Origin of the sequence: Collinsella aerofaciens (assembly GCF_005845035.1) — a bacterium.
GTDB classification, from domain to species: domain Bacteria; phylum Actinomycetota; class Coriobacteriia; order Coriobacteriales; family Coriobacteriaceae; genus Collinsella; species Collinsella aerofaciens_I.
The window spans coordinates 1-15,136 of sequence record NZ_SPFO01000010.1 but is presented as its reverse complement, the minus strand read 5'-3'; the positions used below and the strand labels follow the sequence as shown (position 1 = coordinate 15,136).

Sequence of the window (15,136 nt, the reverse complement as noted above, 5' to 3'; positions counted from 1 at the left end):
TGCTCACCTACAACAGCGGATGACGTTTGAAATCCCAAGAGGTTTCAAACGAGTCGTAGTCCGCCTTTGAAATTGAACGAGAGTCTTCAACGAGCGAACAGACAGTCGGTTCAGCGGCCTCATCTTGGATGATTGGCAACTGACCGATTTGGCCTACCTCAAAGTTTAGAGTCGGCGACATAAACGCCAAATCAATTTCGGCAATGGAACAGTTGCAGAAAGCCTGGATGTATCGAAGCTCGTTCGGCTCCGCAAAAAGACATGCTCCGGCTACCTCAAAAAGCATCCCTCGAGGCGCAAACCTAAAGGAGGCAAGGCTGGAAGAAATTTTAGACCAAGAGACTGCGGGCTTGAAGTAGTCGTTCTGGTTCTTGATCACAAAATCAGGTGTAGAGAGATAAGTATACTTGGACAGAATTGCCTCCTTCATCTCCCGACCGTCATCAAACCAATTAACCACCTCGTCGTAGTCACCCCACCACTTTCGATAGGAGCCGCCCCGAATAATCGGGAACCAACGGGAACCACTTTGCTTTGCCTCGGGCCTGCCGCTGCAATCTCGCGATGTGTTGGAAGGCACCACTTCCCACCATTTCCTCAAAAAGCGACCGTTATCACTCGTCGCCAAGCCCTGTCGCGGAGTAGCAATGGCATCGAGCCTCTTTCCTTTTGTGAACGATTCAACAAGAGCATCGCTGGCCCAGTAGGCTATGGGGGTGCCGGGGATCTGTTTGAAGGTGTCAGCGTTGCGGCGATAGAACCAACCGCAGTCAGGGTTTTGGATTGCCTCGAGGGCCTTGGGAGCCTGGACAGCGGCGCCAACGAAGTCAGAAAGGCGCACGTAGCCTCCCTTGTAGCTCTTGATGAGTGAGTTGTGAAACGTGTAGGTGCAGATGGGCACAGTCGCACCAGCGAAGCCCGAGTACTCAAGTTGAATGAGGGAGGTAAGCGTTCTGTTGTCGATAATCTCGTTGCGGAGCTTCTCATAGCTTCCGATGAACATCCAGACGAAAGGCGACATGACTCCGCACTCGCCGTGGTCCTTGGCGAGACTGAACATGCGAACGACAAAGCTGGAGAAGAGGTCGCTCTTCACGTCGGGGTAGTTCTTCTTGACCCACTTGCTCATGAAGGGGTTAAAGCTACTGCTGCCCATATACGGAGGATTCGCAACGGTGCAGGTAAAACGACGGGACAGCTTCTCGCAGATGGCGGCAGCGCTTTCGAGCTTAGTTTTGGCCGTAGCGGCAAAAAGGTCATCGGAACAACTCGCGGCGGCAGCCTTGAGCTCGTCGATCTCGTCCTCTGAGGGATTGAGCAGCGAACCGATCTCGCCCAAATGACTCAGCTCCTCGGCGAGCTTCTTGTTACCCGGCAGCTCGTCCTCCCCTAGCGGGATGCTCGAGAGCACGGCAACGTCGGCGCGAACGCCACGCCTAAAGAAGCGACGATCGTGCTCGCGGGCGCACATGGCAAGCGCCAGCTCCGCGATCTGAGCCGCACGGGGGTCGATCTCCATGCCAGCGAGGTTTTTGGTCAGGATGAGCTCCGGGATCTCGCGCTCGCGGTAGCCGCGCTCCTCGTACACGGCAAAGAGCAGCTCAAACGCATAGACCAGGATATGGCCCGAGCCACATGCGGGGTCGCAGATGGTTATCTCCTCGGGGCTCGAAATGCGGATGAAGTCCTCGTGCTCAGTATCAGGCTCGATGTAATACTCCATGCGCTCGCGCAGCGAACTCCCCGGGTTGTTGAGCATCCACAGACGGCCGAGCGAGTTCTGGACCATATAGCGCACGATCCACTCGGGGGTGAAGAGCTGCGTGGCGGGCGCGATGTCCGCCGCCGCTGCTTTGCGTTTTGCCTTGAAGAACTCGTCTTTGACGTCAGCGTTGTAGTACTGATACATCCAGCCCAGAACGGTCACGCCCTTGCGCCAGTCCTCGTCAGCGAGAATGGTGTTGAGTTTGCCCACCACGCCGTCGGACATCATGAGGCCCTGGGGCAACAGCAGCTCCATGGCACCGCCCACGCGTTCAAAGACGCCCGGCAGGCAATCGGCAAGCTCCTCGCACTGAGCCATAAACAGGTAGCGCCACAGCGGTTCATCCAAGCCCGCCATCTTGAGCTCGGCTATGCGATCGGTATCGGCCGTCGCTATCTCCACGTCCAGTGCGTTCTCCACGGCCTCGCTGCCATGGCTGCCGTCCGCACGACTCAGCATGCGCATACGGCTGGGGAGCCATCCGCGTGCATCCATAAAGCGAATGGCCACGATGCGGTTGAACCAGGTGTAGGCCGCTCGGTCGCGCAGCGCCTCGTGACCCACCTCTGTCTGTATGCGCAGCAGCTCGTCACGCTGCTCAACCTCAGCAGGACTTAGGGGCAGGCCGTTGACGGTCTCGGACCCAACGGGCGAAGGTGCAGGTTCGGTGATGCCGTAGCGCACCATCTGTGCCTCCACGCCTTTGATGAGCTCTGTACGGGCCCAGGTGCAGAAGCTCTTAAGGGCAGAATCGTTCATGGTTGATGAGCCTTTCTAAACGCCATAAACCACCGGTGCTCGCTTTGGCACCGGTGGCTCCGCGAGTTAGTTGATACGAATCTCGTCGTTTGCAGCGAGCTCCTGCATAAGGCGAGAGCGCAGGTCGTCCGCGTAGCGCTCCACGTCCTCTGCGGACAAGAGGCGACTCGGCTTGGCCAAATCGGCGCGGCGCACGGTCTTGATCTTCCGCTGGGGCTTAGACGCGGGCACGGGCGCAGACGATGCGGCGCCCTTGTTGGAAATCTTCTTGACCACCTCACCCGTACTCGTGACCTCGGTGGTGCGGCGCTCGTTGTCCATTCGCATGCGGGCCTCATCCACGGCGTCGTATATCTTGTTGGTTGCAGCAACGATCCAGTTTTCCCAGTTTGCCGCGAGGGCGTTAAGCTCGTTGAGGCTCTGGACGCCATGGGCGCGGTTCTTGAACGACTCATACCTGGTGTTGGCGTCCGCGATGGCATCCTTGGCCTGCTTGACAAAACCTTCTTGGCTCTCGGCCTGCTTCCGCAAATCCTGCAGGTCGTTTTCGATACGACACAAGAACTCGTTGCGGCGAATGCCCAGGTGCTTTTTGATGTCTTCCTTGACGGGTGCCATCAACGGCTGAAGGTCTTTAATGCGGCCGTAGGGCTTTGGGTCTTTGAGGATCTCGCGTACCTTTGCCACGTTCTCCACCGCGTTGGGAATGTCATCGGAGGCATACTCGATGCCCTCGGTGCGGCTCAAGAAATCCTTGGCGTGGTCAAACGCTGTTCGTTGGTTGGACTCGAAGAACTCAACCACCTTGTCAAAGTCTTCCTTGGCATCGAGCAGGCGGTCCTCGTGCTTGGTGAACGTGGTCAAGAACGCCTCGGAATCGCTCTGGTCCTTAAGAACGTCGACCACCTCCGAGCGCATCTTCTCGCACTCGTCCTCACCGGGATACGGGCAGGCCGGCTTGATACCCGTGTAGTAGTCGCGTGCCATGGCGACGCACACCTCACGCAAGCCCTCAAGGCGCTCCTTGAGCTCGGCCACGAGCTTATCCTCGTTGGAGGGCACGGTCTTGAGATCAAACAGGTCACGCATAAGCTCGCCCGTGGCGCGCAGCAACCGGTCGCTCATGCGCACGCGCAAACGCACCTGGGCCTTATCGGCATCCTTACGCAGGAGCGACACCATGCGGCTGTCGTTAGCTTGAACCGCCTGACCGCCAAACAGCACCTGCGCGCGCTGCTCCACTACAAGCTGCGCCACCACATTTGCGATGTCAACCTCGCGCCAGCCATAGGGCTTTTGCTGGTACCTGCGCTGGATATCGCCCATAGCGGTATCCAGGTGGCGCTGGTGCTGCACTTTGAGGTAGTCCTCGACCTCCTTGAGCGCACGCGTGTTGCCCGCGTCCATGCCAGCGAGCCCCGCTTGAACGTTGCCCGCCAGAGTGGAGCGGATATCGGAATCGCTCGTGACCGGCGCGCCGATATAGTCGGCCTTTTCAAAGACCACATCGCACAGCTGCGCCAGCACTTGCTCAAAGACCTGAGCGGGTTTGACCGCGCGGACCTCAATTATGCGGCCGTTGACCGCGCAACGTGCATGGAGTACGGCCTCGCTCAAAAGGACATCGGCCTCTTTCTCGTTATAGGCTGCCTCGCGCATCTTGGACTCGACGATCTGGCGCGTACTCGGCTGAAGCTCCTGGAGATTTCGCGTCTTGGCGTACTTGCGGATCTTGGCGGCGTTGACGAGCGTCTCCCAATAATCCGCCTCGTCGCTCAAAGCCACGATGGCTTTGCCCGAAGAAGCCAAGGCCAGCTCGGTATCGTCCGCACGGCCCAGATCGCTCGCCATAGTCGCCACGCAAAGCTCCATGCCGCCCATGCTGGCACCGTGGATTGAGCCGTCCACATAGCGGTCAAACGGAAAGTCGTTGGCCCCGCGGTTGAGTTTACGCGCGGTGTAGATGCTGTCGAACAGGCGCTTTTTGATAGACTCGATCACCTGCGCGTTATCGACCGGAGTGCGTGCGATCTCCTGCGCTATCTCCTGCTCCTCGTCGGTGAGGAAGCTATAGGCATCGCCCTGGCGTGCCACGTAGTTCTCGCCCTCCAGGCGGGCAAGGGACTCCTTGACGCGGTCCTTGAGGGCGCGCATGTCCACGTCGAGGCCGTCGATCATGAAGATGGAGATGTTCTCGACCGTGGCCTTAACGTAGCCGATGTAACGAATCAGGTACAGGAGCTTGAGCACCCGAACGTCGTAGGGTTCAAGGCCCTTTGCGTCCTCGGCCGCACGGACCGCGCGGTCGACCACCTGGTTGATGCCGTGCTCAAGGTCTTTGGAGATAGTGTCGAAGAAGCACCAGAACGGCACGAGTGCACCGGTCTGGTCATACTGGATGGCCTGAGCGCTCTCCTGGAACGCGCTCAGCATGGAGCGCTCACCCGTTGACATGTGCTTGGCCTTGACACCGTGCTTGCGCACCTCGGTCATCACGTCGGGCAGGAGCTTAAACTGGTAGCCCACAAACGGGTAGCTGGCCACAAAATCCTTGGAGTTGGCGTAGCCGGCAAGGTCGGAGCGCGAGCCACCCTCAAAGGTAAAGTTGTTTTTAAGCACGGCGGCGTCTTGCTCGTAGACCTGTGCAAGCATATCGGCCGCCGGCGCGGTCTTCTCGAGCACACGGCGCTGGATGACCTCGTCCACGCTGGAGCTGGAGAGCGAAAGGCGGGTATTGAAGCGGCCCTGGATCTTTGAAAAGTCGTTGCCCACGGGCAGGCTCAGGTTGTCGATGGCCTCCTGGCTCGTAACCATCACCCACACGCGGCCACCGCAGGCGGCACCCAGCTCCTCGACGATGGTCTGAAGGCTCAGCATAAGGCTTGGGTCCTTGTCGTTTGTAATAAACTGACCCACCTCGTCGACCATAAAGAGCAAACGGAAGTTGCCGCCGTGGGCCGCTGCCTGAGCGTCTACGTAGTCCTTGACCTTTTTGGCAAAGACATCGGGGGCCAAAACCTCGTCCTCAGAACCCTCGAGCCAGTTCCATGCGGCCTTTTCGCTCATGCCGAGCACGCTCTGCAGCACCTCGACCACGTCGTCCTCAAAGTAGCTGTAGGTGTCGCGGGTCTGGAGCCAGGACTCGCCGTTCACGCGCTCAAAGGCCTCGCGGAACTCCTGGGTCTTGCCCAGGGAATCGATGTAGTCCTCGAGCTTTGCAAGCTTGAGGTCCTCGCCGTAGAAGCCGCGCGCCTCGTAGAACATGCGCTCAAAGCCGCGAAGCAGCGCCGTGGGAGCCGTATCGCCCTGCTTCCACTGGCCCGCCTTGCTATCGATGTTAAAGAGGATGGCCTGCGTGGGCACCGAGCAGGCGCGCTCCATGGCAGCCGCGACCATGGGGTCGACGATCTTGCCGTCAAAGTAGCGGATGGCGCTCTTACCGCCGATCTGGCGATTCTCGAGCAGGTAGCTCAGCATCTTGAGGAAGTGCGATTTACCGGAACCGAAGAAACCACTGATCCACACGCCGATCTTGTCGGTGCGCGCATCGATGGCATCGCCGTAGGCCTTGAAGAACGTGGCAAAGTGCCTCTGCAACTCGCGCGTCACCACGTACTCGTCAAGCTCTTGGCGGATGGACCCATCTTTTGAATCCTGGACCTTGACCACGCCGTTGATGGAGCGGTTGATGTCTTTAGCAAAGAGGTCGCGAATGATCGTGTTGTCCATGGGTGCTCCTTTGGGTTTGGGAACGTTATGGCAAAGGGTTGTTACCGGCGGCAGGGACTTGCCTGCGGGGAGCCGTGCTTACGAGATATCGATGGCGCGGTAGTAGTTGTCGGCCGGCAGACGGTTAAAGAGCTGGAAAGAAGAGCCGTTGAAACTGCCCGGATAGGCGGCGACCACAGGCACCTCATCAAAATCCGCAAGCATGCAGTGGAGAAGCGTGTGCATGCGAAAGAACGGGAAGACCTCGCCCGCACCGGTGAGGAGAATGACGTCTCCGGGCGCGAACGGCTCGGTCTGCTCAAGGATGTACGCGGCAACTTTCTCGGGCGAGGCGAACTTGGCCACGTCCTCGAGCACGCGCTGGGTACCGCGGCGCTCCTCTTGGCGTGGGATGGCCTTAAGGACACGGCGCTTTTCGAGAATTGCCAGCACGGCGTCGTAAAGGTTCACGACCTTGAGCGTGCACGGAAGCTTGTCGGCCTCGGCATCGCATGAAAGGGTGTCAAATAATGCACGCGCCTCAAACTCCAGCGCAGGGTCATAGCAAAAGGTGTGGAAGCCGATCTCATTGCCTATGCCCTTGTTGGCCAAAAAGTCCTCGCTGCACAGGCACTCGCGCAGAAGCTGCGCGCGGCGCTCAAATTCCTGACGGGCGTGCTCGGAGCGGACATGCGCCGCCACGACGCTCTTACGGGAATGGATGCCGATATTGGTGGTGAGATCGGTCGCCGGGGTGATAACAGGGTCGACGGCGCTTTTGACGGGAGCCACGCTACATCACCGCCCTGCCGGTAAGGGCCGCGATAAGCGACTGCTCGCCCAGCTGAACCAAGGCTCGCTCGACATCGGAATCGAGGAAGAGTGGTGACAGGCGCTCGGACTCCGGGCCCTGGCCCTCGCCGATAAGGCCGGCATGGCGGAGCGTCTGGCGGAGCGAGCCCTTAATACGCATGACCGTGGCCTCAGTCCAGCGGGCCGCGTCCGGATACTCCGTGGTAAAGCGTGTCATAAAGGCGTTGAGGTCAACCGCCGTAAAGGCATAATCGAAGTTTTGTAGGCGCTCCCCTACCTCGACGAGCACGAGCTCGCGCACGATATCGTAGCGGCAGATCATGCTGTAGAAGATGGCCTGGTCCGCCTGCGTGGGAGCGCCGGATGCCATGAGCCCGGTTAGGGATGACGCAGCCTCGACGGCGGTTTTGGGGTCGATGCCGCGCGCGGCGCATACGGCGTCCGTGGGCACCATGGCGTCAAGGCGGCGAAGGCACACGGTTGCGCGGTTGGCGACCATGCGCTCCGTGGGATATTGAAAGAGGTTCTCGCTCTTTACGCGTACAATGACCTGCTCGTCGCTTGCGCCCTGCATACGAAGGGCAGCGACGATGCGCATCTCATGCGGGAGGAATTGCTCGCGGGTGAGCACCCCCCCCCCGAACGCTTTTTGTGGTTACATCCACAGTACACGCTCCAAGGGTGTCAAAGGCTGTCACAAGTGCGCCGCAACCCGGCAGGCAGGCGCGGCGCACATGACAATAATCATACCTGTTGGTAAAAAAGTTACCACGCCCAGAGTGTCAAATGTTGAGCAACAAAATTTAATCCGGTTAACGGTCATTTTCGCAGCTTAGAAACTTTAACGAGGTCGCCCCAAATCACACTTGCCAGACAACCGCGCTTACGAATGCAGGCACGCACACGCCCAACGCCACCCTCCGCTATATTCAACATAGAGTTATACATATGCTTCTATGTAAGGAGTTTCGTATGCCTGTCGTAAAGCCTATTTCTGATCAGACGCGCGCACTAACTACCATTCAGGAACGCGAAGATCACATTCAACGTACCATCGCTCATGGTTACGACGACCTCACCAACGGTCGTGTGCGCCCCTGGAAACAAGCAAAAGCTGAGGCAGATCGGATGCGAGCCATCAGGTAAGGTCATCCCCCCATGTAACCATCCTGTAAATCATAGCAGCGCACTCGAGTTTTACCGTGATGCGGTCGCGCCTGGCGCTCCACTGTGCTAAAGTATCCCGAACGTCCAAACGACCACGAGGGGGAACTAGAAGATGGCACGTGTGCACAACTTCTCAGCTGGCCCGGCCGCACTGCCCACAAGCGTGCTCGCCGAGATCGCCGACGAGATGATGGACTACCGCGGTTGCGGCATGTCCGTGCTCGAGATGAGTCATCGATCTAGCATGTACCAGCAGATCATCGACGACGCAGAGGCAACCCTACGCCGTCTGCTGAACATCCCCGATAACTACCGCGTCCTGTTTTTGCAGGGCGGCGCCACGTTGCAGTTCGCGGGCATCCCGATGAACCTCATGCGCCGCGGTCGCGCCGGCTACGTCGTGACCGGCAACTTTGCCAACAAGGCATACAAGGAAGCCGCCAAGTACGGCGAGGCCGTGCTGCTCGCGAGCTCCGAGGACACCAACTTCGACCGCATTCCCAACATGGCCGACATCAACGCGCGCATTGCCGCCGAGGCCGCGGGCGACGGGCTCGACTACGTCTACATCTGCCAGAACAACACCATCTTTGGCACCATGTTCCACGAGCTGCCCGATTGCGGCGACGTGCCGCTGGTCGCCGACGTCTCGAGCTGCTTCCTGTCGCAGCCGCTCGACGTCGAGCGCTACGGGCTCATCTATGCCGGCGCGCAGAAAAACGCCGGTGCCGCAGGCGTGACCGTGGTTATCGTGCGCGACGACCTTATCGCCGATGGCCCCGCCTTTGCGCAGACGCCGCAGTATCTAGACCTTAAGACCCAGGCCGCCAAGGGCTCCATGCTCAACACGCCCAACACCTTTGGCATCTACGTGTGCGGCAAGGTGTTCCACTGGGTCGAGGAGACCGGCGGACTCGCAGCCATGGCCGAGCGCAACTGGGCCAAGGCCAATCTGCTCTACGACCTGCTCGAGAACAGCGAGCTGTTCCATGGCACCACGCAGGCCGACAGCCGCTCCATCGCCAACGTCACCTTCCGCACCGGCGACGCCGAGCTTGACGCGGCCTTTGTCGCAGGCGCGGCCGAGCACCAGATTCAAAACGTCAAGGGCCATCGCCTGGTGGGCGGCATGCGCGCCAGCGTCTACAACGCCGTAACCATGGAAAACGTGCAGGCACTGGCCTCGTACATGAAGGACTTCGAAGCGCAGCATAGTTTGAGTCCGCGATCTAACTAGCCCGCAACACGCGGGCCGACCAGCCACTTCAAACCACTTGTTTTAACAAACCCGCTAAGGAGTTTTTCATGCGCAAGATTAAGACCATCGACGACATTACCAAAGACGGCAAAGTCGAGTTTGGCGAGGGCTACGAATTTGTGAGCACCGCCGAAGAGGCCGACGCCATCCTGATGCGCTCGACTGACCTGCACGGCTACGAGCTGCCCGAGGGCATCCGCGCCATCGCCCGCTGCGGCGCCGGCGTCAACAACATCCCCGTCGAGGAGTACGCCAAGAAGGGCGTCGTCGTCTTTAACTCCCCCGGCGCCAACAGCAACGCCGTCAAGGAGCTCGTCCTGGGCATGCTGGTGCTTTCGAGCCGCGGCGTGGTGCAGTCGATGAACTGGGTGCGCGACAACGCCGACGACCCCGAGATTCAGGTCGATGCCGAGAAGGCCAAGAAGGCCTTTGTGGGCCGCGAGCTCAAGGGCAAGCGCATCGGCGTCATCGGCCTGGGCAACGTGGGCTCCAAGGTCGCCAACGCCTGCGTCGATCTGGGAATGGACGTCTATGGCTACGACCCGTTCATTTCCGTCGAGCACGCGTGGGTGCTGAGCCGCGAGGTGCAGCGCGTGGGCACGCTCGAGGACCTGTGCCGCGGCTGCGACTACCTCACCGTGCACGTGCCCAGCAAGGCCGACACCATCGGCATGATCAGCACCGAGCAGATCGACCTGTTGGCGCCCAACGCCGTGCTGATTAACTACGCGCGCGAGACTATCATCGATGAGGACGCCGTCGACGCCGCCCTGCGCGAGGGCAAGCTGAGCTGGTTTAGCTGCGACTTTGCCACACCCAAGACGGTCAAGATGCCCAATACGTTTATCACCACGCACTCGGGCGCAGGCACCGGCGAGGCCGAGGCCAACTGCGCCGACATGGCCATCAGCGAGCTCAAGGATTACCTGGAGAACGGTAACATCGCGCACAGTGTCAACTACCCCGCCTGCAGCATGGGCAAGGCGCGCGCCGCGAGCCGCATCGCCTGCCTGCATGCCAACGTGCCCAACATGATCGGCCAGATCACAGCCATCCTGGCCAAGGACAACGCCAACGTGCAGCGCATGACCAACGAGTCCGCCGGCGAGAACGCCTACACCATGTTCGACACCGACGAGCACCTGAACAGCAGCACGATCGAGGCGCTCAAGCAGATTCCGTCGATGTATCGCGTACGCGTGATTAAATAGCGCCGGCTGATCTGACGGGCAGTTCCCCATGTGGCCTGCCCGTCGCTGACATTGAATGCCCGCGGGGGCGCCTTTCGCACGAGAGGCGTCCCCGTTTTTGTGAGCCCTCCATTAAATGCACCGAGCCGCTTCTTGGCATACAATCTGTATGTTGACCTAACTATCTGTGAGGTGCCTATGGTTGATACAGATTTTGCTTGGCGGCTTACGCAAGGGCTCGTGCGGATCGACAGTTCCGACCCAGGTGCGTATGAGGGCGAGATTGAACGCTATATCAAAGCGTTGGTTGAGGAACGGTTGGCGCAGCTGAGCCATCCGGTACTCGATGCCGTGCAGATTGCAGAGCACGAAGTACTCCCCGGACGCCGCAATCTAATGGTCACCGTGCCGGGCCAAAGCGACGAGCCGCGACTCGTCTATATCTGCCATATGGATACCGTTACGCTGGGCGACGGCTGGGATGCGGACATTACGCCGCTCGGGGCGGTCGTGCGCGACGGCAAACTCTACGGCCGCGGTGCCTGCGATATGAAGGGTGGCCTGGCCTGCGCCATTGCCGCACTGGTCCATACGCTCGAGCACGTGGTGGCGGATGGCGCGCTGCCCCGCCGCGGCTTTTCGCTCATCTGCTCGGTCGACGAGGAAGATTTTATGCGTGGCTCAGAGGCCGCGATCGATGCTGGCTGGGTCGGCTCGCGTGAATGGGTGCTGGACACCGAGCCCACCGACGGACAGATCCAGGTGGCGCACAAGGGGCGTACGTGGTTCGAAATTGAAATGACTGGCGTGACGGCGCATGCGAGCCAGCCCTGGAAGGGCGCGGATGCCGTCGCCGCCATGGCCGAGGTCGTGTGTTCGCTCCGTCGCGCGTTTATGGCGCTGCCCGCGCACGATGAGCTGGGGCCTTCGACCATCACGTTTGGCCAAATCGAGGGCGGATATCGCCCCTACGTCGTACCCGACCGCGCCAAAGTCTGGGTCGACATGCGTCTGACCCCGCCGACCGATACGGCCGCCGCGACGCGCATGGTAGAGCAGGCCATCGCCGTCGCCGAAGCCGCAGTTCCCGGTTGCCGCGGCACCTATACCGTGACGGGCGACCGCCCCGCTATCGAGCGCGATCCGAGCTCTCCCCTTCTAGCTGCACTCAAGCGCGCAGCAGACGATACGACGGACGAGGACACGACCGTCGGCTTCTTTACCGGCTACACCGATACCGCCGTCATTGCCAGCAAGACGGGTAACCGCAATTGCATGAGCTACGGCCCCGGCTCGTTGGCGCTCGCGCACAAGCCCAACGAATATGTGCCCCACGCCGATATCGTTCGCTGTCAGAACGTGCTCATCGCGCTCGCCGATAACGTGCTCTGGGACGCGAATGGGCAAGTTGGGGCATAATAAGCCGCGAACAAACCGACTCGTGCGTTAGGACCGCCCATGAAAGCATTTCCGTTTCCCTGCATCCGCCCGGCTCAGGACCGCGTGCTCGAGGCGCTGCCTGCAATGGGCAGCATCCTGAGCGGCAACGATGCTCTGCGCGGTGCCCTTGCCGATGGCCTGATGCTCAAGGACCCGGGTGCGGCGTATTACGTGTACGAATGCTCGGGCGAGCCGGGACGTGTGACGGGTGTCGTGGCGATCTGCCCGACGAGTGTACTTGCGGGCGGCAAGGGCGATGCCAGCGCCGACGTGGCCGCCGCCGCGCGCGCAATCGCCGAGCTCAAGGTGCAGCCGCGCCCCGTGTCGCTCGCCTACGAGGCCTCGCCCGTCATGGATATCATCCTGGGCGCCGCCAAAGAGGGCGCGTCGCTCTACGCCGTCACCGACCCCGCGGGCATTACGCACCGCGCGTGGGAGGTCAAGCGCGAGGACGCCGTCGGGGCCATCCGCGCTATGCTCGACCAAGCACCGGAGCCGGCACTGGCCGACGACCCCGCCTACGCCGCCGCTCTGACCTGGGCGTCGCAGCTGCTGGTCGATGAGACCCGTGCCGCCGGAACGTACACCGGCAAGGAGCCGTTCAACTTTACCGTTGCCGTGCTCTTCCCCGCCGCGCAGGTCAGCGGCGCCGCGCCGCAGGTTCCGACAGGTCTGTTCACGCACCAGGTCGCGCGGTTCTAGCAAGACCAGACCGCCCAACACAAAAATCGGCAGCTCAACAAACAGGGGGGTGGAGATGCAGCAGGTACATGCATCTCCGCCCCTTTTGCGTCGAGAAGTTATGCCGGCGACCCGCGCCGCCGCGCTCGCGTTATCCGCGCTGCGGACCTGCAGTAGCCACAAGCGGTTCAAGCCCCAGCTCGCGCGCGTAATCCTCCTGCGTAAAGACTTCGACCAGCTCAAACGTGTCGGATTCGTCGTCAAACGCAAAGTGCAGCACCGAGCAGTTGCCCGGCACGCGCTCGTGCTCGTCGGCCGCCGCTCCCCTCACGTGATCCAAAAACTCCTTGATGGCCGAGCCGTGGCTCACCGCGAGCACGCACTCGTGGTCCGGGCGACGCATAAGATCGGTCAACGTCGCCACCACGCGCTCGCGCACCTGCATCTGGCCCTCGCCGCCAAACTGGCGATAGAAGTCGCGCCACGGGCGCTCGGGCATGAGCATCACGCGCTCGGCCTCAAAGTCGCCAAAGAACCACTCACGCAGGCCGTCCAGGCGCTCGTACGCCAAGCCCGGCCACAAGTTGGCGATAGTCTGCTCGGTGCGATGAAGCGTGGAGGTGTAGGCATGATCGGGCTCAATGCCGCGCGCACGTAAAAACATGCCGGCGCGCGCCGCCTGGTCGCAACCCAACTGCGTGAGCGGCGAGTCACTCCAACCCTGAATGATGCGCTTAAGGTTGAATATTGTCTGCCCATGACGAACCAGATACAGGTCTTTATTCATAGGGGTCCTTTCGTTCGTTACCAATCAAGGAGCGAAAACGCCCCGTCGCAATAGCCAAAATGAAGCACGGCTCCGTTGTCGGGTAGCTCTCCCCTGCCAGTCACATACTCAAGAAACTCCTGGCAGGCTGAGCCGTGGGAAACCGCCAGCACGCAGTCGTGCTGCGGCCTGGCCATGATGCGGGACAGCGCCGCGACCATGCGCGACTGAAGCTGCACTTCCGACTCGCCGCCAAAGGCCACCGGATAATCGCCCCAGGGCTGCGGCGGCATATCGCGATTTGATGTACCCTCCAGCGAGCCCAAATGCCACTCGCGTAGGTCATCGACCAGCTCTATCGAGCGGCCCTCACCAGCAATTAGCTCAGCCGTACGCCGCGCCCGGCCCAACGGGGAGGAATACACACGGTCAAAGGTCACGCCACGCGCCTCAAACGCCGCGCGCGTCGCCAGCGCCTGCTCGCGCCCGCGCGCCGTAAGCGGCGAATCGTGCCCACCTTGCAAAATATTCTGCACATTGAGCTCAGTCTGCCCATGCCGCACCAAATACAAATCTGCCACACGCCCTCCTCTCGCACCACCGCAAAGGGGACAGGCACCTTTGTGGTGGTTTACCGCCGGATCACACCGCGGTGACGCTCAACTACACCAGCACGTCGGCGAGCGAACGCTTGGGTACGTGGTGCACCTGTGCCTCGTCGCGCCAATAATTGATGGAGCCATCGGGGTTGGAATCGATCGCATCGATCACCTGTATCTCGGCCGGAACGCCAAAGGCCATGATCAGCTTGAGCTCATACTTGTCGTTATCGAGCCCCATGGCATCGATCGCATGGGGCGTAAAGGCCTTGAACATGCAGGCTGCCACCTCGGGCGTGGCGCTGCGGGCGGCGAGCATCATCGTCTGCGCGGCAATGCCTGTGTCGACATCGGTAATGGGAGCGGCGGGCTTGCCCGGAACGGCGCGCTCGGCCAGAATCGCGATGTAGCCGGTCGGGCGCTCGCCCTCGGCAGGACCCGGCCAATCCTTAAGTGCGCCGGCCCATGCGAGCTCGTCAAATACACGCGCGCAATCCTCGGCACCGCTCACCACATGAAGACGAAGACGCTGAGCATTGGCACCACACGGGGTCAGGTGCGCCAGCTCCGCCAGCTCGAGCAAAAACTCGCGCGGCACGCGCATGGACTCGTCAAAACGGCGGCACGTGCGGGCGCGGCGAACCAACGCATCAAACGCGTCCAAGCCGAGCTTTTCGCAACCCTGCTCTGCCATCGATTCGACACTCGACGGTGCCTCGGGAACTGCTTCGTTCATAGGGACCCCCAATACAAACCAATTGTCCTTAGGAAAATCTAACCTAAAACGTAGGCAATAACGAACAGGGCTGCAATGTTCTACACCTGTTGAATAGAAAATCGCGACGTGGGGAACAACGGAAACAATTCGGGGCCTTTGGGTTACGTTTCGCCCTCCCTGTTAGCGTCGGAATAATTTAGCCAAATATAGTCGGCCGAGATTGACCAATCCCGGCCGACCCATTTTAGCCAACACGCCCGCATCTATGACTT

12 protein-coding genes are annotated in these 15,136 nt (G+C 60.6%); 5 read left to right on the top strand and 7 right to left on the bottom strand.

What is annotated here, in order from left to right; genetic code table 11:
• Positions 1-7: 7 nt before the first annotated feature.
• From pglX to FGQ67_RS05990, 4 genes are all read right to left on the bottom strand, one after another.
• Positions 8-2,524 carry a BREX-1 system adenine-specific DNA-methyltransferase PglX gene (gene pglX / locus FGQ67_RS06005; protein WP_138340598.1) on the bottom strand — a complete coding sequence of 839 codons (2,517 nt, stop codon included), beginning with the start codon at positions 2,522-2,524 and terminating at the stop codon, positions 8-10.
• 66 nt (positions 2,525-2,590) lie between these two features.
• The gene (brxC, locus tag FGQ67_RS06000; RefSeq protein WP_138340596.1) at positions 2,591-6,253 is read right to left on the bottom strand and encodes a BREX system P-loop protein BrxC; all 3,663 of its coding nucleotides are present in this window, start codon (positions 6,251-6,253) and stop codon (positions 2,591-2,593) included.
• 78 nt (positions 6,254-6,331) lie between these two features.
• Positions 6,332-7,024, bottom strand: a complete 693-nt coding sequence (locus FGQ67_RS05995) for a DUF1788 domain-containing protein (RefSeq protein ID WP_138340594.1) — start codon at positions 7,022-7,024, stop codon at positions 6,332-6,334.
• A 1-nt stretch (position 7,025) separates the two neighbouring features.
• Complete coding sequence (locus FGQ67_RS05990) at positions 7,026-7,676, bottom strand: BrxA family protein (RefSeq protein WP_171025224.1); 651 nt, start codon at positions 7,674-7,676, stop codon at positions 7,026-7,028.
• A 341-nt stretch (positions 7,677-8,017) separates the two neighbouring features.
• Between FGQ67_RS05990 and FGQ67_RS10100 the strand changes: the two genes are divergently transcribed.
• The 5 genes from FGQ67_RS10100 to FGQ67_RS05970 all read left to right on the top strand — a co-directional run bounded on the left by FGQ67_RS10100 (position 8,018) and on the right by FGQ67_RS05970 (position 12,802).
• A complete protein-coding gene (locus FGQ67_RS10100; RefSeq protein WP_171025223.1) occupies positions 8,018-8,191 on the top strand; it encodes a hypothetical protein in 174 nt (57 codons plus the stop codon).
• 133 nt (positions 8,192-8,324) lie between these two features.
• Complete coding sequence (serC, locus tag FGQ67_RS05985) at positions 8,325-9,449, top strand: 3-phosphoserine/phosphohydroxythreonine transaminase (RefSeq protein ID WP_138340590.1); 1,125 nt, start codon at positions 8,325-8,327, stop codon at positions 9,447-9,449.
• Positions 9,450-9,517: 68 nt separating this feature from the next.
• Positions 9,518-10,681, top strand: a complete 1,164-nt coding sequence (locus FGQ67_RS05980; RefSeq protein ID WP_138340589.1) for a phosphoglycerate dehydrogenase — start codon at positions 9,518-9,520, stop codon at positions 10,679-10,681.
• Between the two features lie 177 nt (positions 10,682-10,858).
• Positions 10,859-12,079 (top strand): M20 family metallopeptidase, encoded by a 1,221-nt coding sequence (locus FGQ67_RS05975; protein WP_138340587.1) that lies wholly within the window; start codon positions 10,859-10,861, stop codon positions 12,077-12,079.
• 39 nt (positions 12,080-12,118) lie between these two features.
• Positions 12,119-12,802 carry a DUF1015 family protein gene (locus FGQ67_RS05970; RefSeq protein ID WP_138340585.1) on the top strand — a complete coding sequence of 228 codons (684 nt, stop codon included), beginning with the start codon at positions 12,119-12,121 and terminating at the stop codon, positions 12,800-12,802.
• 130 nt (positions 12,803-12,932) lie between these two features.
• On the opposite strand, the gene FGQ67_RS05965 is transcribed toward FGQ67_RS05970, so the two are convergent.
• From FGQ67_RS05965 to FGQ67_RS05955, 3 genes are all read right to left on the bottom strand, one after another.
• Entirely contained in the window at positions 12,933-13,568 is a 636-nt protein-coding gene (locus tag FGQ67_RS05965; RefSeq protein ID WP_138340583.1) for a histidine phosphatase family protein, read from the bottom strand.
• Positions 13,569-13,585: 17 nt separating this feature from the next.
• Positions 13,586-14,128 carry a histidine phosphatase family protein gene (locus tag FGQ67_RS05960; RefSeq protein ID WP_138340582.1) on the bottom strand — a complete coding sequence of 181 codons (543 nt, stop codon included), beginning with the start codon at positions 14,126-14,128 and terminating at the stop codon, positions 13,586-13,588.
• Between the two features lie 82 nt (positions 14,129-14,210).
• The gene (locus FGQ67_RS05955) at positions 14,211-14,882 is read right to left on the bottom strand and encodes a nitroreductase family protein (RefSeq protein ID WP_138340581.1); all 672 of its coding nucleotides are present in this window, start codon (positions 14,880-14,882) and stop codon (positions 14,211-14,213) included.
• Positions 14,883-15,136 lie beyond the last annotated feature (254 nt).

Excerpts from the sequence above, each read along its gene's own strand:
- brxC (WP_138340596.1), bottom strand. The coding sequence starts at position 6,253 with ATGGACAACACGATCATTCGCGACCTCTTTGCTAAAGACATCAACCGC.
- FGQ67_RS05980 (WP_138340589.1), top strand. The coding sequence starts at position 9,518 with ATGCGCAAGATTAAGACCATCGACGACATTACCAAAGACGGCAAAGTC.
- FGQ67_RS05975 (WP_138340587.1), top strand. The coding sequence starts at position 10,859 with ATGGTTGATACAGATTTTGCTTGGCGGCTTACGCAAGGGCTCGTGCGG.
- FGQ67_RS05965 (WP_138340583.1), bottom strand. The coding sequence starts at position 13,568 with ATGAATAAAGACCTGTATCTGGTTCGTCATGGGCAGACAATATTCAAC.
- serC (WP_138340590.1), top strand. The coding sequence starts at position 8,325 with ATGGCACGTGTGCACAACTTCTCAGCTGGCCCGGCCGCACTGCCCACA.
- FGQ67_RS10100 (WP_171025223.1), top strand. The coding sequence starts at position 8,018 with ATGCCTGTCGTAAAGCCTATTTCTGATCAGACGCGCGCACTAACTACC.
- pglX (WP_138340598.1), bottom strand. The coding sequence starts at position 2,524 with ATGAACGATTCTGCCCTTAAGAGCTTCTGCACCTGGGCCCGTACAGAG.
- FGQ67_RS05955 (WP_138340581.1), bottom strand. The coding sequence starts at position 14,882 with ATGAACGAAGCAGTTCCCGAGGCACCGTCGAGTGTCGAATCGATGGCA.
- FGQ67_RS05970 (WP_138340585.1), top strand. The coding sequence starts at position 12,119 with ATGAAAGCATTTCCGTTTCCCTGCATCCGCCCGGCTCAGGACCGCGTG.